Origin of the sequence: Phenylobacterium sp. (genome assembly GCF_041920015.1) — a bacterium.
GTDB lineage: Bacteria > Pseudomonadota > Alphaproteobacteria > Caulobacterales > Caulobacteraceae > Phenylobacterium.
Genome location: NZ_JAYRST010000013.1, coordinates 1 through 17,727 on the forward strand (window position 1 = coordinate 1; position 17,727 = coordinate 17,727).

General features: G+C 70.9%; 13 protein-coding genes. 8 read left to right on the forward strand and 5 right to left on the reverse strand.

Annotation, left to right across the window (positions count from 1 at the left end):
* The 5 genes from ACE3TL_RS04430 to ACE3TL_RS04450 all read left to right on the forward strand — a co-directional run.
* Positions 1 to 499 (forward strand): ubiquinone/menaquinone biosynthesis methyltransferase (locus ACE3TL_RS04430; RefSeq protein WP_374577518.1); only part of this gene is annotated, 499 nt, incomplete at its 5' end.
* 3 nt (positions 500 to 502) lie between these two features.
* The gene (gene ubiB, locus ACE3TL_RS04435; protein ID WP_374577519.1) at positions 503 to 2,011 is read left to right on the forward strand and encodes a 2-polyprenylphenol 6-hydroxylase; all 1,509 of its coding nucleotides are present in this window, start codon (positions 503 to 505) and stop codon (positions 2,009 to 2,011) included.
* A gap of 13 nt (positions 2,012 to 2,024) precedes the next feature.
* Complete coding sequence (locus ACE3TL_RS04440) at positions 2,025 to 3,005, forward strand: small ribosomal subunit Rsm22 family protein (RefSeq protein WP_374577520.1); 981 nt, start codon at positions 2,025 to 2,027, stop codon at positions 3,003 to 3,005.
* Positions 3,006 to 3,116: 111 nt separating this feature from the next.
* Positions 3,117 to 4,100 carry an NADP-dependent oxidoreductase gene (locus ACE3TL_RS04445; protein WP_374577521.1) on the forward strand — a complete coding sequence of 328 codons (984 nt, stop codon included), beginning with the start codon at positions 3,117 to 3,119 and terminating at the stop codon, positions 4,098 to 4,100.
* Positions 4,101 to 4,302: 202 nt separating this feature from the next.
* Entirely contained in the window at positions 4,303 to 7,107 is a 2,805-nt protein-coding gene (locus ACE3TL_RS04450; RefSeq protein WP_374577522.1) for a M16 family metallopeptidase, read from the forward strand.
* 103 nt (positions 7,108 to 7,210) lie between these two features.
* Here the strand turns inward: ACE3TL_RS04450 and ACE3TL_RS04455 are convergent, their stop codons facing one another.
* From ACE3TL_RS04455 to ACE3TL_RS04465, 3 genes are all read right to left on the reverse strand, one after another.
* Positions 7,211 to 8,509 carry an Hsp70 family protein gene (locus ACE3TL_RS04455; RefSeq protein WP_374577523.1) on the reverse strand — a complete coding sequence of 433 codons (1,299 nt, stop codon included), beginning with the start codon at positions 8,507 to 8,509 and terminating at the stop codon, positions 7,211 to 7,213.
* A gap of 90 nt (positions 8,510 to 8,599) precedes the next feature.
* Positions 8,600 to 10,888, reverse strand: coding sequence for an NADP-dependent malic enzyme (locus ACE3TL_RS04460; RefSeq protein ID WP_374577524.1), 2,289 nt, complete (start codon positions 10,886 to 10,888; stop codon positions 8,600 to 8,602).
* Positions 10,889 to 10,987: 99 nt separating this feature from the next.
* Entirely contained in the window at positions 10,988 to 12,307 is a 1,320-nt protein-coding gene (locus tag ACE3TL_RS04465; protein WP_374577525.1) for a S41 family peptidase, read from the reverse strand.
* 181 nt (positions 12,308 to 12,488) lie between these two features.
* Between ACE3TL_RS04465 and dapB the strand changes: the two genes are divergently transcribed.
* From dapB to dut, 3 genes are all read left to right on the forward strand, one after another.
* Positions 12,489 to 13,235, forward strand: a complete 747-nt coding sequence (gene dapB / locus ACE3TL_RS04470; RefSeq protein ID WP_374577526.1) for a 4-hydroxy-tetrahydrodipicolinate reductase — start codon at positions 12,489 to 12,491, stop codon at positions 13,233 to 13,235.
* On the forward strand, positions 13,235 to 14,662 hold the full coding sequence (locus tag ACE3TL_RS04475) for an amidase family protein (protein ID WP_374577527.1): 1,428 nt from the start codon (positions 13,235 to 13,237) through the stop codon (positions 14,660 to 14,662). The genes dapB and ACE3TL_RS04475 overlap by 1 nt, the downstream gene beginning before the upstream one ends.
* Before the next feature lie 100 nt (positions 14,663 to 14,762).
* Positions 14,763 to 15,215, forward strand: a complete 453-nt coding sequence (gene dut / locus ACE3TL_RS04480) for a dUTP diphosphatase (RefSeq protein WP_374577528.1) — start codon at positions 14,763 to 14,765, stop codon at positions 15,213 to 15,215.
* Here the strand turns inward: dut and glcF are convergent.
* Positions 15,212 to 16,504: a glycolate oxidase subunit GlcF gene (glcF, locus tag ACE3TL_RS04485; protein ID WP_374577529.1), complete on the reverse strand. Its 1,293-nt coding sequence runs from the start codon at positions 16,502 to 16,504 to the stop codon at positions 15,212 to 15,214. The genes dut and glcF overlap by 4 nt on opposite strands.
* Positions 16,504 to 17,727, reverse strand: a complete 1,224-nt coding sequence (locus ACE3TL_RS04490) for an FAD-binding protein (RefSeq protein ID WP_374577530.1) — start codon at positions 17,725 to 17,727, stop codon at positions 16,504 to 16,506. The genes glcF and ACE3TL_RS04490 overlap by 1 nt, the downstream gene beginning before the upstream one ends.

Here is a 17,727-nt window from a genome sequence, read left to right on the forward strand (position 1 = left end):
ACGCCGCGGCGGCCCCGACGCTCAGATCATGATCATCGACTACAACGCCGAGATGATCGCCGCCGGCCGGACCAAGGGCGGCGAGCCGGAGATCACCTGGAACGTGGGCGACGCCCAGCGCCTGCCGCTGCCCGACGCCTGCGCCGACGCCTATGTGATCTCGTTCGGCATCCGCAACGTCACCGACATTCCCGCGGCCCTGCGCGAGGCGCGCCGGGTGCTGAAGCGCGGCGGCCGGTTCCTGTGCCTGGAGTTCTCGCATCCGGCCACCGAGATGCTGCGCAAGGCCTATGACGCCTATTCCTTCAAGGTCATTCCGCAGATCGGCCAGATCGTGGCCAAGGACCGCGACAGCTATCAGTACCTGGTCGAGAGCATCCGCCGCTTCCCCGACCAGCGGACCTTCGTCTCGATGATCGAAGAGGCCGGCTTCAAGAAGGCCGGCTACACCAACTTCACCGGCGGCGTCGCGGCCCTGCACCACGGCTGGGCGCTCTAGATCATGGGCAGTCTCGCCGCCTTCGGACGGCTGGCGGCCGCCGGCTGGTCGCTGGCCCGCAACGACGCCCTGCTGCCGCGCGAGCTGGACGAGCTCTATCCGCCCAGCGTGAAGGCGTTGTCGAAGTCGTTGCGGATCTTCGCCGGCCGCCAGGCGCGCGATGGCCGTCCCGGCGAGCGGCTGGCCCGCTCGCTGGAAAGGCTCGGCCCCGTCGCCATCAAGCTCGGCCAATTGCTCTCCACCCGCGCCGACATCTTCGGCGCGGCCTTCGCCGAGGACCTGTCGCGGCTGAAGGACAAGCTCGACCCCTTCCCCACCGCGATCGCGCGGCGCGAGGTGGAGCTGGCGCTCGGCCGTCCGATCGAGACGCTGTTCGCCAGCTTCGGCGAGCCGGTCGCCGCCGCCTCTCTCGCCCAGGCGCACGAGGCGATGCTGCTGGACGGCCGCAAGGTCGCGGTGAAGGTGCTGCGTCCGGGCGTCGACCGCCGCGTCGCCCAGGACGCCGAGGTGCTGTGGCTGGCCGCCAGCCTGGTGGAGAAGGTCTCGGTTCCCGCCCGCCGGCTGGAGCCCAAGGCCCTGGCCGCGACGGTCATCCGCGCCACCGAGCTGGAGCTGGATCTGCGGCTGGAGGCGGCTGGCGGCGACGAGCTGGCCGAGATCATGGCCCGCGACGGCTACATGTCCGCGCCCAAGGTGGTGTGGGACGGGGTCGGCAAGAAGGTCCTGACCCAGGAATGGGCCGCCGGCGCCCCGCTGTCGGACCCGGCGACGCTGGACCTGCCCGGCCTCGACCGCCCGGCCCTGGCCGACAAGCTGCTGCGCGCCTTCCTGTCGCAGGCGCTGGACCACGGGGTCTTCCACGCCGACCTGCACGAGGGAAACCTGTTCGTCGCCGCCCCGGCCGAGATCACCGCCGTCGATTTCGGCATCATCGGGCGCCTGGCGCCGGCCGAGCGGCGCTATCTGGCCGAAATCCTCTGGGGCTTCCTGCAACGCGACTACGAGCAGATCGCCCAGACCCACTTCGAGGCCGGCTATGTGCCGCGCACCCATTCCGTCCACGCCTTCGCACAGGCCTTGCGGGCGGTGGGCGAACCGCTGTTCGGACGTACGGCGCGCGACGTCTCCATGGGCCGGGTCCTGACCCAGCTCTTCGAGATCACCGCCCTGTTCGACATGCGGCTGCAGCCGCAACTGGTGCTGCTGCAGAAGACCATGATGACGGTCGAGGGCGTCGCCCGCCGGCTCGATCCCGACCACGACATCTGGAAGGCCGCCGATCCGGTGGTGCGCCGCTGGATGCTGCGCGAACTCGGGCCCGCCGCCCGCGCCAGGCGCTTCGTCGACGAGGGGCTGGAGGCGCTGCGCGCCCTTCACCGGCTGATCGAGAACCCTCCGCAGCCGCAAGCCGCGCTCGCCGTGGTCCAGAAGGAAAGCCCGGCCTTCGCCTGGTTCGCCATCGGCGCGGCCGTGGCCGGGGCGGCCTTCGCCCTGGCCGCCTGGGTGTTCTGAGCCGCCGGCCGCCATGTCCTACGACCTGCCGCCCGCCCTGCGCCTGGCCGCCGACCGCCTGATGGAGGGCGTCTCGCGCAAGGACATGGCGCAGCGCGCCGACGCGATCTCCCGCCGTTATCGCGGCGGCGGCGGATCGGCGGCGGTGGTGACCTCACAGGCCGACGCGACGGCCTATGTCCTGACCCGGCTGCCGGCCACCTACGCCGCCTGCGCCCGCGTCTTCGCCGAGGCGGCCGAGCGCGCGCCCGACTTCGCGCCGCAGAGCCTGCTGGACGCCGGCGCCGGACCCGGCGGAGCCGGATGGGCGGCGCTGGAGGCCTGGCCGCAGATCGCCGCCGCCAGCCTGCTCGATTCCAACCGCGCCTTCCTCGACATCGCCGAAGCCCTGGTTGCTGAAGGGCCGGCGCCGCTGAAGGCCGCCCAGCGGCTGCGCGCCGACCTCACCGCGCCCGGCGACTGGCCGGCCGCCGACCTGGTGGCGGCCAGCTACGCCCTGGCCGAGATCGCGCCCGCCGCCCTGGCCGGAACGGTGGAGCGATTGTGGGCCGCGACACAGGGCCTGCTGGTCCTGGTCGAGCCGGGGACGCCGGCCGGCTACCAGCGCCTGCTGGCCGTCCGCGACCAGCTCATCGCGGCGGGCGGCGTGATCCTCGCCCCCTGCCCGCACCAGCAGCCCTGCCCGCTGGCCGCGCCGGACTGGTGCCATTTCTCCCAGAGGCTGGCGCGTTCGCGCGACCACCGCCTGGCCAAGGGCGCGGAGACGCCGTTCGAGGACGAGAAGTTCAGCTATCTGGTCGTCGCCCGGCCAGGCGTCGCGGCCGGTGTTCCCACGCCCCGCGTCCTGGCGCCGCCGCGAGCCGGCAAGTCCGGCATAGAGCTGAAGCTCTGCACCCCTGCCGGGGCGCTGGAAAACCGCTTCGCCGCCCGGCGCGACAAGGCCGCCTATGCTGTGGCCCGCCGGATCGACTGGGGCGAGGCCCTTCCCGGCTAGATCGGGCGTTTGCTCGAAGGCTCTGGCCTTACCGCGCCTGGCGGGCGACAGTCGCGCCCGCGCTCGCCCTATTCAGAGCCGCACGATTTCAACGAAACAAGGGAGGCCATTATGCCCAAGAGCCGCGAAATTCATCTGGTCAAGCGCCCGAACGGCATGCCGGCGCCCGAGGACTTCGCCATGGTCGAGACCGATGTGGCCGACGCCGCCGACGGCGAGGTGCTGGTCCAGAACCTCTACATGTCGGTCGACCCGGCCATGCGCCCGCGGCTGACCGCCGGCCAGGAACTGAACGAGGCGATGATGGGCGGGGCGCTGGGCCGGGTGGTCCAGTCCAGGCATCCCGACTTCGCGGTCGGGGACCTGGTCACCAATCGCAACGGCTTCCGCGAATTCTTCGTTTCGAGCGGCCAGGGCCTGGCGCGGCTGGCCGCCGATCCCGACCTGCCGGTGATCGCCTACATGCACGCCATGGGCATGACCGGCTTCACCGCCTATGGCGGCATCCTGCATATCGGACAGCTCAAGGACGGCGAGCAGGTCTTCGTCTCCACCGCCGCAGGGGCGGTCGGCTCGATCGCCGCCCAGATCGCCAAGATCAAGGGCTGCTACGTGGTCGGCTCCACCGGCTCGGCCGACAAGGCGGCCTGGCTGAAGGACGAGGTCGGGCTGGATGCGGTGATCAACTACAAGGAGACCCCAATCAAGAAGGCCCTGGAAGAGGCCACGCCCAAGGGGATCGACGTCTATTTCGACAATGTCGGGGGCGATCACCTGGAGGCGGCCCTGCGGCGCATGAACACCCTGGGCCGCATTCCGGTCTGCGGCTTCATCTCCGGCTACAATTCGGGCCATTCCAGCGTCTCGAACCTGTCGAACATCATCTATTCGCGGGTGATGCTGCGCGGCTTCGTCGGCACCGATTTCCTGCACCTGCACGACCAGTTCCTGGCCGACATGGCCGGCTGGCTGAAGGCCGGGAAGATCAAGACCCAGCAGACGGTGCTGGACGGCATCGCCAATGCGCCCGCCGCGATGATCGGCCTGATGCAGGGCAAGAACGCCGGCAAGATGCTGGTGAAGCTGGCGGAGTAGTCCGACCACGCTCCGCTCATCCCGGCGAAAGCCGGGACCCAGGCGGCCCATCCCTCCGCACAAGCTTTGATCCAGCTTGGGCCCCGGCTTTCGCCGGGGTGAGCGGGGGAAGGGGAGCAACTGGTCCCTACATGACTATCCCGCATCTTCCCTCGTCCCGCGCCGGTGCTAGGCTCCCCTGCTCGCAGACCGGGAAGACCGCATGTTCCGCACCCTCGCCGCCCTCGCCTTCGTCCTGGCCCTGGGAGGCCTGGCGCCCGTCTGGGCCGCCGACGTGGTTCCGCCGATCGCCTACAAGGAACGCACCCTGGCCAACGGGCTGAAGGTCTATTCCTCGGTCGACCGCACGACGCCGAACGTCACGGTCCAGGTCTGGTACGGGGTCGGCTCCAAGGACGATCCGGTCGGCCGCTCGGGTTTCGCGCACCTCTTCGAACACATGATGTTCAAGGCCACGCGCGACATGCCGTCCGAGACCATCGACCGGATGACCGAGGACGTAGGCGGCTTCAACAACGCCTCCACCTATGACGACTTCACCAACTATTACGAGGTGGTGCCGGCCGAGCATCTGCAGCGCCTGTTGTGGGTCGAGGCCCAGCGCCTGGGCGCGCTGGTGGTGGACGAGGCGACCTTCAGGTCCGAGCGCGACGTGGTGAAGGAGGAGCTGCGCCAGTCGGTGCTGAGCCAGCCCTACGGGCGGCTGTTCTATCTCTACCTGCCCCAGGCCAGCTATCAGGCCCACCCCTACAAGCGGCCGGGCATCGGCTCCATCGAGGAGCTGGACGCCGCCACCATCGACGACGTGCGGGCCTTCCACGCCGCCTATTACCGGCCCGACAACGCCGCCCTGATCGTGGTCGGCAATTTCGATGAGGCGCAGCTCGACGCCTGGGTCGACAGGTATTTCGCGCCACTGAAGACGCCCGCCACGCCGATCAGGCGGGTGACGGCGGTCGAGCCCCCGCGCACCACGCCCGGCGTTTTCAAGGGCTATGGCCCCAATGTGCCGCTGCCCGCGGTCCTGATGACCTGGCATGCGCCGGCCGCCAGCAGCCCCGACGCCCCGGCCCTGACCGTGCTCGACGCCATCCTCTCCAGCGGCAAGTCCTCGCGGCTCTACAACAGCCTGGTCTACGAAAAGCAGGTGGCGGCCGACATCTTCTCCGACGCCTCCCTGCCCCAGCAGCCGGGCATGGTGATGCTGGGCGCCATCCTGGCCGGCGGCAAGACCCTGGCCGAGGGCGAGGCGGCGCTGCTGGCCGAGGTCGCGCGCCTGCGCGAGGCGCCGCCGAGCGAGGCCGAACTGGCCGAGGCCAAGAACGAGCTGATCGCCCACAAGCTGCGCGAGCGCGAGACCATCGACGGCCGCGCCTTCGCCCTCGGCTACGCCCTGCGCACGGCCGGCGACGCGGCCCTGGCCAACCGGGAGTTGGCGGAGCTGCAGGCCGTCACCGCCGCCGCCGTGCAGCGGGTGGCGCGGACCTATCTGACCGACGCAGGCCGCATGACCATCCTCTACCAGGCCGACAGCGCCCGCCCGGCCGGTGAGACGGACGCGGCGCCCAAGCCGCCGGTCGTGGCGTCCGCCAAGTATGACGGCCCGGTCGTCACCCTGGCGCCGGAAGGCCAGCGCCAGGCGCCGCCGCCGGTCGGGACGCCGGTCAAGCCGGTCCTGCCGCAGCCGGCGGAACGGACCCTGGCCAACGGCCTGAAGGTGATCGTCGCCAGGTCATCGGACCTGCCGCTGGTCTCGGCCTCGCTCACGGTGCGCGCCGGCGCCTGGGCCGATCCGCAGGGCCTGGCCGGCGCCATGGGCATGACCGCCGGCATGCTGACCGAGGGCACCAAGACCCGCGGGGCCCAGCAGATCGCCAGCGAGGCCGAGGCGCTGGGCGCCACCCTGACCTCGGGCGGCGGCCAGGAGTCCGCGGCCGTCACGCTCAACGTCATGCCGGGCAAGCTGGACGCGGCCATGGCGATCATGGCCGACGTGGTGCGGAACCCGGCCTTCGCCAGCGAGGAACTGGAACGCCAGCGCAGCCAGGCCCTCGACGGCCTTTCGGTCGCCTACCAGTCGCCCGGCCAGCTCGCCAGCCTGGCCGCCGCGCCGGTGGTGTTTGGCGGCACGCCCTTCGGCCAGGTCGCCTCGGGCACCCCGGCTTCGATCGCCAGGATCGCGACGGGCGACCTCGCCCGGCTGCACGGACGCTATTTCCGGCCCGACAACGCCATACTGGTGATGACCGGCGACATCGCCCCGGAGGCGGGTTTCGCCCTGGCGGAGAAGGCGTTCGGCGACTGGGCCGCGCCGGCCGATCCGGCTCCCGCCCGCGCCGAGGTCAGCCCCAGGGCCGCCCCGCGCGCCGTGGCTATCGACCTGCCGGGCACGGGCCAGGCGGCGGTGAGCGTCGCCAAGGCGGCGATCGCGCGGGGCGATCCCGACTACTATGCGGGCGCGGTGGCCAATTCGGTGCTGGGCGGCGGCTACTCCGCCCGCCTGAACCAGGAGATCCGCATCAAGCGCGGCCTCTCCTACGGCGCCAGCTCGCGCCTTGCGGGCATGCGCACCACCGGCCTCTTCCGCGCCGTCGCCCAGACCAAGAACGAGTCCGCGCCGCAGGTGTTGGACCTGATCCTGGCCGAGCTGCAGCGCATGGCGAGCGCCCCGGCCGGGCCGGACGAACTGAAGGCCCGGAAGTCGGTGCTGATCGGCGGGTTCGGCCGCGAGCTGGCCACCACCGACGGCCTGGCCGGCATCCTGGGCAATCTCGCCCTCTACGACCTGCCGCTGACCGAGGTCGCCGACTACACCGGCAAGGTTGAGGGCGTCACGGCCGCCCAGGTCCAGGCGTTCTCGGCCAAGGCGCTGTCGCCCGCCAGCGTCAGCGTCATCGTGGCCGGCGACGCCAAGGCGTTCGAGGCCGGCCTCAAGCAACGCCGCCCCGACCTGGAGGTGATCCCCGCAAAGGACCTCGACCTGGACGCGGCCAGCTTGCGGAAGTGAGGTGGTTAGTGGCTCCGCCGCTGAGGGAGATGGCTGAGTCCGCAGGCCCCCTCCGTCTCGGCGCTGCGCGCCGATCCACCTCCCCCAGCGGGGGAGGAATTGTTCATGCTTGGCGGGCCCATTTGCTGAGGTCGCGTTCGCGGCCCATGAGCGCCAGGCCCGAAGCGATGGATTCCAGTTCGGCGCCGCTCTCGATCCTTTCGGCGGGGAAGCGGCGGTAGAAGATGTCCCGCACCGCCGGGACCAGGGACGAGCCGCCGGTCAGGAACACCTTGTCGACGCCCTCGGCGCCGAGTCCTGCGTCCGCCAGCGCGCGGTCGACGGCGTCCTCGATCAGGCGCAGTTCCGGGGCGATCCAGTCCTCGAACTCGGCCCGTTCGACCTGGGCGCCGATGTCGATGCCGCCGGCGGCGAAGCGAAAGGCGGCGGCGTCCTGCGAGGACAGCGCCTCCTTCAGGTCCGAGACGGCGCGATAGAGGCGGTAGCCGTAGTTCTCGTCCAGCACCTCGACCAGCCGTTCGATCTTCTCCGGCTCCACCGCCTCGCGGACCAGCTTGCGGATCTCGCGCATGTCGCGGCTGGCGCGCATCAGGGCGAGCTGGTCCCAGCGGGCGAAGGTCGAATAGTAGCGGTTGGGGATCGGCAGCACCTTGCCGAACGAGGTGTAGCTGGACCCCTTGCCCAGGGCCGGCGAGACCAGGTTGTCGATGATGCGGTAGTCGAAGGCGTCGCCCGCCACCCCGACCCCGGCGCGGCCGAGCGGGATCGCGGTGATCTCCCCGGCCTGGCGCGTGAAGCGGATGATCGAGAAGTCGCTGGTGCCGCCGCCGAAGTCGCCGACCAGCACGGTGGCGTCTTCCTTCAGCTCGCGGGCGAAGAAGAACGCCGCCCCGACCGGTTCGTAGGCGTAGAGGATCTCCTCGAACCCCAGCCGTCGGAACGCGGTCTCGTAGCGCGCCAGGGCCAGGGCCTCGTTCGGGGCGCCGCCGGCGAAGGTCACCGGCCGCCCGACGATCACTCGCCGCGGCAGGTCGGCCATGTCGCCGCCGCCATGCTCGCGCAGCTTCAGGAGGAAGGTCGAGAGCAGGTCCTCGAACTGGTAGCGTCGCCCGACGATCTGGGTTTCGGTGAAGCTCTCCGAGGCGGCGAAGCTCTTGAACGACTGGATGAACCGCGTTTCCAGCGGGTCTTCCACATAGGCCTCGATGGCCCATGGGCCGGCCTCGATCTCCCGTTCGTTCGGCAGGTCGGGCGGGGCGTAGAACGACAGGGCCGAGCGGAAGGCGAACACGTCACGCTCCGGCGCCGGGAACCGCGCCAGATGCGCCGGCCCTTGCGCGCCTGCGAGCGCGACGACCGTGTTGGTCGTGCCGAAGTCGATGCCGATGCTGAGACCGGTCATGGGTCGCGCTCCTTTCGGGGATGGGACGGGAAGACCGCCCGCACCCCCGAAGGCGCGGGCGGCCCTAGATCAGGTGGGCGAGCGCGCGGCTCACGCCTGCGCCTCCGCCAGGTCCTGCTCGTAGGCGGCCAGGGTCGCCATCTGCAGCACGCGGGCGACCGAGGCCGACAGCGGCGCGATCTGGACGGACTTGGTGAGGCCGAGCAGCATCGGCCCGATCACGGTCGCCCCGCCCAGGGCCTGGACGAGCTGGGTCGAGATCGAGGCCGAATGGATGGCCGGCATGATCAGCACGTTGGCCGGGCCGTTCAGGCGCATGAACGGATAGTTGACCCGCTTGGAGGGATCGAGCGCCAGGACCGGCGTCATCTCCCCCTCGTACTCGAAGTCGACATCCATCATGTCGAGCATCGCGACCGCGTCGCGGACCTTTTCCGAACGCATGCCCATCGGGTTGCCGAAGGTCGAATAGGACATGAAGGCCACGCGCGGCACATAGCCCAGGGTCTTGACCGTGCGGGCCGCCTCGACGGCGATCTCCACCAGTTCCTCGGCGTCCGGCATCTCGGTGATGCTGGTGTCGGCGATGAACAGGGTATGGCCCTTGGCCAGCACCACGCTCATGCCCATGATCCGGCCGTCGGGCTCGGGGTCGACCACCCGCAGCACCTCTTCCAGCACCTGGTCGTAGGACCGCGTCACGCCGGTCACCATGCCGTCGGCGTAGCCCAGCGACACCATCGAGGCGGCGAAGGAGTTGCGGTCCTGGTTGACCAGCCGCTGCACGTCGCGCTTCAGGTAGCCCTGGCGCGACAGCCGCTCGTAGAGGAAGTCCACGAACTCCGGATTGTGGCGCGAGACCCGGGCGTTGACGATCTCCAGCTTGGTCTCGGCCGGGTCGAGGCCGGCCTCGACCATGTTCGCCTTGACCAGTTCCTCGCGTCCCACCAGCACCGCATGGCCCAGGCCCGCGGCTTCGAAGGCGTGGGCGGCGCGGATCACCGTCGGCTCCTCGCCCTCGGCGAAGACGATGCGCTTCTTGGGCGCCTTCAGCACCGCGCCCTGCAGCTTCTGGAGGAAGGCCGCGGTCGGGTCTAGGCGCTGGGCCAGCGAGGCCCGATAGGCGTCCATGTCGGTGATCGGCCGGCGGGCGACGCCGGTGTCCATCGCCGCCTGGGCGACGAAGGGCGGGATGTAGGCGATCAGCCGCGGGTCGAACGGGGTCGGGATGATGTACTGCGGCCCGAACTTGAGCTGCGTGCCGTGATAGGCGGCGGCCACCTCGTCGGGCACGTCCTCGCGCGCCAGTTGGGCCAGGGCCTGGGCGCAGGCGATCTTCATCTCCATGTTCACCCGGCGCGCGCGCACGTCCATGGCCCCGCGGAAGATGTAGGGGAAGCCGAGGACGTTGTTCACCTGGTTCGGATAGTCCGAGCGGCCGGTGGCGACGATGGCGTCGGCGCGGACGGCGTGGACCTCCTCCGGGGTGATTTCCGGATCGGGGTTGGCCATGGCGAAGATGATCGGCCGGTCGGCCATCGACTTCACCATCTCCTGGGTCAGGGCGCCCTTGGCCGACAGGCCGATGAAGACGTCCGCGCCGGCCATGGCGTCGGCCAGGGTCCGGGCGTCGGTCTCGATCGCGTGGGCGCTCTTCCACTGGTTCATGTCGTTCGGGCGGCCGCGATAGATCACGCCCTTGGAGTCGCAGGCGATCACGTTCTCGGGCGAGGCGCCCATGGCCTTGATGAGCTCCAGGGTGGCGATGCCCGCCGCCCCGGCGCCGTTCAGCACCACCTTGACCTGCGAGATGTCGCGCCCGGTGATGGCGCAGGCGTTGATCAGGCCGGCGGCGGAGATGATCGCCGTGCCGTGCTGGTCGTCATGGAACACCGGGACGTCAAGCAGTTCCTGCAGCTCGGTCTCGATGCGGAAGCATTCGGGAGCCTTGATGTCCTCGAGGTTGATGCCGCCGAAGGTGACCCCGATGTTCTTGACCACCGTGATGATCTCGTCGGGATCGGTGGCGCTGACCTCGATGTCGATGGAATCGACGTCGGCGAAACGCTTGAAGAGGACGCTCTTGCCCTCCATCACCGGCTTGGAGGCGAGCGCCCCCAGATTGCCGAGCCCCAGGATCGCCGTCCCGTTGGAGATCACCGCCACCAGGTTGCCCTTGGAGGTGTAGTCGTAGGCGGCCTCGGGATCCTCCGCGATCTTCAGGACCGGTACGGCGACCCCCGGCGAATAGGCAAGCGACAGGTCCCGCTGGGTGGCCATCGGCTTGGTCGGGGCGATGGCGATCTTCCCGGGAACCGGGTGCTTGTGGAAGCTCAGGGCTTCTTCGTCGGTGAAGGTGCGTTTCTCGGCGTCGCTCATCGGCGCGGCGTTTCCTCTTGGCCTTCTGAGGCCTGGCTAGGCTGAAAGGGCGTCACCCTATAAACCCCGAGCGCCTGCTGACAACCGCTGAGCGCCGCCTTAGCGTCCTGCCGCCGCGGCGCCGTTGCGCATCTGCCGCGTCTGCGAGCCGTCCGGCGACAGGAAGATCAGCCCATCCGGATCGAACCGAATGCGCCGCGACGGGGCGCCCTCGACGAAGAACAGACCGTTCTCGTCTAGCGGCGTGAGCACGTTCTGCGGCTGTCGACCATAGCGCAGGACCAGGACCTTTCCGTCCACGGCCGCCTCGAACGGACCATAGCCGCCGGCATAGGCCGCCAGCCTTTCATGGGCGATCTGCGGATGGGCCTCCAGCGCCTCGAGCGTCCAGCGGTTCTCGGTCAGGGCCGGCTCGCCGAGCGGTGCGGAGACCAGCTTGGCCAACGCCAATCGCTGGGCCTGCGCCAGGGCCTCGTCGGCGGTGGTGGGTACGTCGGGGATCACCCCGGTCCCTTCCCAGTTCGTGCCTGTGATCGGATTGATCGGCGTGCCGCTGGAGATGAACACCGAAAGGCCGTCGTCCAATGGCGCCGACCCGCCTGGATTGGCTCCGCCGCGAGAAGCTTCCCCTACCACGGTCGCCCGTTTGGCCGCTTGCAGGGTGTAAGCGAAGCTTTCGGCCGCTGAAGCCGTGCGACCGCTGGTCAGGACGTAGAGCGGTGTTTCCAGCCGCCGCTGCGTGGTGATTGGAACCGTCGGCCCCTCGTCGCCGTCGGGTTCGCCCCGAGTCTTGAAGGTATTGTAGATTTTCGCCCCGTCCGGCGTGAAATGGCCGATCAGGTAGCCGACCATGGCCGGTGAGCCGCCAAAGTTCTCTCGAAGATCGAAGATCACCGCGTCCGTTCCGGCGACCAAGGCCAGGGCGGCGTCAGCGGCTCTTCGCACCGCCTGGTCGCCAGTCGGCTCGAAATGGGCGAAGCCGCGCATGTCGATGTAGCCGATATTGCCCGGCAGGATGCGAACCGCCGCAAAGCCATAGCCGCCCCGCCGCGCCAAGAAGCTGGGCGGACCAGATGGGCCGCGTTGGCTGGTCGTCGGTCCGGGAGGAGTCCAGCTTACCGAGAAGTGCCCGTCGAGTGGCCGGAGACGTTCGGTCAGGGCCGCCGCAAAATCCCGCGGATCGGTCAGCTTGTCATAGACGCCCTTCTTCGCCTCCGCTCGCAATTCCGCGGCGATCCGGTGAGCGCGCGGTGCGTCGAAGAAGCGGGTGTCGATGGCCTTGGCCAGGGCCTCGACCTTGGGGCGTGGCGTGATCTGCGGGGGTGTCAGGGCCGAGGCGGCGGCGACGGATGCAAGCGCAGCCGCCAGCGCGGTCGGAGCCAGGACGGCGCGGCGCCAGCTGGGGAGAGGACGGGACATGCGAAAACTCCGGGGCTGGCGACGGCTATGGCCGACTTGGCGACACGCCGGAACGCCGGTCAAGGCCGCCGAGCCGTCGGCAGCCTGACGTCGCGCCTTGACCGGCCGGCCTTGGGCGGGAGACTAGGCGCCCGCAATCGCCTTCGGAGAGTTTCCCCTGACCGCCCCAATCGATATCGCCGTGGCCGGCGCGCTCGGCCGCATGGGCCAGGCCGTGGCCAAGGCGCTGGCCGAGCGTTCCGACATGCGGCTGGCCGCCCGTTTCGACCGTCCTGGCGCGACCGGCGAGGGACTGGTCTCGATGGAGGCGGCGTTGGAAGCCTCCCAGGCGGTGATCGACTTCACCACCCCGGCCGCCTCCGTGGCCCTGGCCCAAGCGGCCGCAGCGCGCAAGGGGCCGGCCCTGGTCATCGGCTCGACCGGCGCGTCGCCCGAGCAGGTCGGCGCCATCGAGGCGGCCTCGAAGGCGGTCCCGATCGTGTTCGCCGGCAACTACTCGCTGGGCGTCAACATGTTGATGGGCCTGGTCGCCCAGGCGGCGCGGGCCCTGCAGGCCGACGCCTACGACATCGAGGTGACCGAGGCGCACCACAAGCGGAAGGTCGACGCCCCGTCCGGCACCGCCCTGATGCTGGGCGAGGCCGCCGCCCGCGGCCGCCAGGTCGCCCTGGCCGAGGTCGCCCAGCGGGTCCGCGACGGGATCACCGGCCCGCGCCCAGCCGGCGAGATCGGGTTCTCGGTCGTGCGCGGCGGCGGGATCATCGGCGAGCATTCGGTAATCTTCGCGGCGGAGGATGAGATCCTGACCCTCAGCCACTCGGCGCGGGACCGCGGCCTCTTCGCCCGCGGCGCGGTCGAGGCGGCGCGCTGGGTCGTGGGCCGTCCCCCCGGCCTCTACGACATGCAGGATGTTCTGGGATTGAAGTGATGGCCGATCTCCTAGCCCGCGACGCCACCGGACAATTGCTGGCGCTGAAGGCCAAGGAGATTTCCGCCGTCGAGCTGCTGAAGCTCGTCCTGGCGCGGCACGAAAGGACCCATGGGCGGCTGAACGCCGTGGTTGCGGCCGATCTCGACCGGGCGCTGGACTACGCCAGGGCCGCCGACGACCTGCGCGCCAAGGGCGCCGCCGGGGCGCTGACCGGCCTGCCCATGACGGTCAAGGACACCCTGGACGTCATCGGCATGCCCGCCTCTTCCGGGGTCGAGGTTCTGCGGCGGCGAAAGCCCGATGACGCCGCGGTCGTGGCCGCCGTGCGGGCGGCGGGCGCGGTGATCTGGGGCAAGACCAACGTGCCGGTCAGGGCCGCCGACTGGCAGAGCTTCAACCGGCTCTATGGCGCGACCAGCAATCCCTGGGACCTGGCGCGCACGCCCGGCGGGTCTTCGGGCGGCGCGGCCGCGGCGCTGGCGGCCGGGGTCACCGCCCTGGAGATCGGATCGGACATCGGCGGCTCCCTGCGGGTTCCGGCCAGCTTCTGCGGGGTCTTCTCGCACAAGCCGACCTGGGGCCTGGTCAGCCAGGCGGGCCACATTCCGCCGGCCCCCGGAACCCATGCCGAGCGCGATCTCAACGTCGTCGGCCCGATGGCCCGCTCGGCCCGCGACCTGCGGCTGCTGATGTCGATCCTGGCCGAAGGCGTGCCGGCCAAGGCCGAGATTCCCGATCTCAAGACCCTGAAGCTCGGGCTGTGGCTGGACGGCTTTCCTTTGGACTCCGAGGTCAGGGCGACGATCGAGGATCTCGCCGGCCGCCTGCGCGCGGCGGGCGCGGAGGTGCGGCCGATCTCCGCCCCGGTCCCGCTCGACCAGCTCATGGACAGCTACCAGGTGCTGCTGGGTTCGGTGGTCGCCACGGACATGCCCGCCGCGGCCCAGGCGCGTCTGCGCCGGATGCGGGCCCTGGCCGCCCTCGCCCGCGGGCTCGGCGCCGGCCGGGCGTCCTGGGCGGGCCTGGCGCGCGCCTACGCCGCCAGCCATGCGGAATGGATCGCCGCCGACGAGGTGCGCGCGCGCCTGCGCGCCACGGTCGAGGCCGACCTGGCAAGCCTCGACGCCATCCTCGTCCCCGTCGCCCCGACCGTCGCCTTCCCGCACGATCACCGGCCGTTCGCCGCGCGGCGGCTGAAGCTGTCGGACGGTGGGACGATCCCCTATGGCGCCATGCTCAACTGGATCGCGCTGGCCACCGCCTGCCACCTGCCGGCCACGACGGTCCCGGCGGGCCTGGCCGCCAGCGGCCTGCCGGTCGGCGTCCAGATCATCGGCGCGCATGGCGCCGACTCCCGCACCCTCTCCATCGCCCAGGCCGTGGACGAAGCCCTCGGCGGCTTCATCGCCCCGCCGCCGGGATAAGGAAATCGCTCCCTTTCTGGAGGGAGGATCAAAGCGCCTTGAGCCGTTCCGCCGCCTCTGGCATTCCCGCCCCACACTTCCAAGACAGGGGCGAGCCCGCATGACCATGACCGCCAGGTTCAAGCGCTGGGAGGGCAATCGCGACCTGCCGCTGCCGGCCTACGCCACCGCCGGGGCCGCCGGGTTCGACTTCCGCGCCGCCACGCCCGAGGGCGAGACGGTGACCATCGCGCCGGGCGCGCGCAAGGTGATCCCGACCGGCTTCGCCGTCGCCCTGCCGACAGGCTACGAGCTGCAGGTGCGGCCGCGTTCAGGCCTGGCGGTCAAGAACGGGATTTCCATCGTCAATGCGCCCGGCACGGTCGACTGCGACTATCGCGGCGAGATCATGATCTGCCTGATCAATCTGGGCGCCGAGGACTTCCACGTCCGCCGCGGCGACCGCATCGCCCAGGGGATCATCGCCGCCGCCCCGCAATGGGAGCTGGTCGAGGTCGAGGAGCTGGACGACACTGTTCGCGGAGCCGGCGGCCACGGTTCGACCGGAGTCTAGTTTCGGCGGAGTGCGGCTGGCTCGGGCCCGCCGCTCGCCCAGTCGAGCAGCTCGACCGTATGGACGACCGGGACGCGCGCCCCGCCGGCGATCTGGGTCAGGCAGCCGATATTGCCGGCGGCGATGACGTCGGGGGCCGTCGCTTCGAGATTGCCGACCTTGCGCTCGCGCAGGCGTCCGGCCAGCTCCGGCTGCAGCAGGTTGTAGGTTCCGGCCGAGCCGCAGCAGATATGCGCCTCCATCGGCTCGGCCACCGCAAAGCCCGCCGATTGCAGCAGGGTCTTCGGAACATGGCCGATCTTCTGGCCGTGCTGCAGCGAGCAGGCCGAGTGGTAGGCGACCTTCAGGGGCCGGGGGGCCGCGGCCTCGATGGGGCCAAGCGCTTCGAGAACCTCGGAAACATCCTTGGCCAGGCCGGCGACGCGCGCGGCCTTGCCGGCCCATTCGGGCGACTGCTGGAAGAGGACGCCGTAGTCCTTCACGCTCGTACCGCAGCCCGAGGCGGTGACGATGATCGCGTCCAGCCCCTCGCCTTCGATCTCGCGGGTCCAGGCGGCGATGTTGGCGGCGGCGAGCGCGTGCGAGCGCTCGGTCTTGCCCATGTGGTGCGGCAAGGCTCCGCAACAGCCCGAGCCGTCCGCCACCACGACCTCGACCCCCAACCGGGTCAGCAGGCGGATCGCCGCGGCGTTGATCTGCGGCGCCAGCACCGGCTGGGCGCAGCCGGCCAGCATGGCCACCCGCATCCGGCGCGGGCCCTGAGCCTCGAACACCTGCGGCTTTTCGGCCGGGTCGGGCGGCGGCAGGCGGGCTGGCGCCATCTGCGCCATGGTCTTCAGCCGCCCAGGCAGCAGGCCCCGCAGCGGGCGGCCGACCTGCGCGGCGCGCAGGGCCAGCCGGAACGCGGCCCGGTTCGGCAGCAGCCAGGCCAGCAGGCCGCGCAGCAAACGCTCCGGCCACGGACGGACATGGTGCTGCTCGATATGCGCGCGGGCGTGATCGACCAGGTGCATGTAGTCCACGCCCGACGGGCAGGTGGTGGCGCAGGAGAGGCAGGAGAGGCAGCGGTCCACGTGCTTGACCGTTTTGGGCGAAGGGGGGCCGCCCGCCTCCAGCATCTCCTTCATCAGGTAGATGCGCCCCCGTGGGCTGTCGAGCTCGTCGCCCAGCAGCAGGTAGGTCGGGCAGGTCGCGGTGCAGAAGCCGCAGTGGACGCAGGTGCGGATGATCTTCTCGGACGTGGCGACCTGGGGGTCGTCCAGTTGCTCGGGGCGGAAATTGGTCTGCATCAGGGCTGCATCCGGCCAGGGTTGAAGATCCCCTGCGGATCGAATTGGCGGCGCACCCGCTCGCTGAGGGCGGCGACGGCGGGCGACGGCGGCTGGAACGGCGGGGTGCAGGCCCGCACCTCTTGGCTGGCCCGCATCAGGGTCGCATGGCCATCGGCGCCGGCGACCTTCGCCAGCACGGCCCGCACCTGCGGGGCGTGGGCGTCGGGGACGGCCGGCGCCTCCAGCCAGACGCCGCCGCCGGCCCAGTCGTAGACGCAGCGGCCGCCCAGGTCGCCGGCCAGGCTGCGCCCGATCTCCGCGCCCAGGGTCGGGGGGACCGAGAGCTTCCAGACCTGGGTCTCGCCGCCGGCCAGCAGCCGGGCGTCGGCGATCTCCGACCAGACCGCGCCGGACGCCTCGTGGTCCAGCACAGTCAGCGGCCCCAGCCCGGCCAGCAGGTCGGCGAGGTGCGCGATCCGTGCGCTCATCGAAGGTTTGACGCCCTCGACCCGCAGCAGGGTCGCGCTGGCCCCCGCTCCTGCGACTTCGGGAACCGCCGAGCCGCATGCGATGTCGGCCGGTAGGTGCGCGGCCGAGGAGACCTGGGCCGGGCAGCCCATGGCCTTGGCCATCGCCGTCATCGCCGCCTGGTCCGACAGGCCGCCGATCGAAAGGGTCTGCGAGGTCGGCGGCGCGGGCAGCACCTTCAGGGTCAGCTCGGTGACCGCGAACAGCGTGCCGAAACTGCCCGCCGTCAGTTTGGGCAGGTCGAAGCCGGTGACGTTCTTGACCACCCGGCCGCCCGCCGCGAAGGCCTCCCCGAAGCCGTTGACGCCCTTGACCCCCAGGCTGTGGTCGCGCGGGCCTCCGGCGGTCAGGCGGCGCGGGCCGCCGCGGCCGGTCATCACCGCCCCGCCGATGCTCCCGCCCTGGGCCGGCAGGCCCCAGAGCGGGCCGAAGTCCGGCGGCTCAAAGGCGAGGCACTGGCCGTTCGCGGCCAAGAGCTGGGCGATCTCGGCCATCGGCGTTCCCGGCCGCACGACCAGGATCAGCTCCTCCGGCTGATAGGCGACGACGCCGGCCAGGGCCGAGAGGTCCAGCACCGCGTCGGCCGCCACCGGCCGCCCGAAGGCCCGGCGCGTTCCGCGGCCCAGCAGTTCGAGCGTGCGGCCCCCCGCCAGGGCGTCCTTCACCGCCTCGACCGTCTGGTCGGCGTCGGCCGGGCTCCAGGTCTGGCCCAT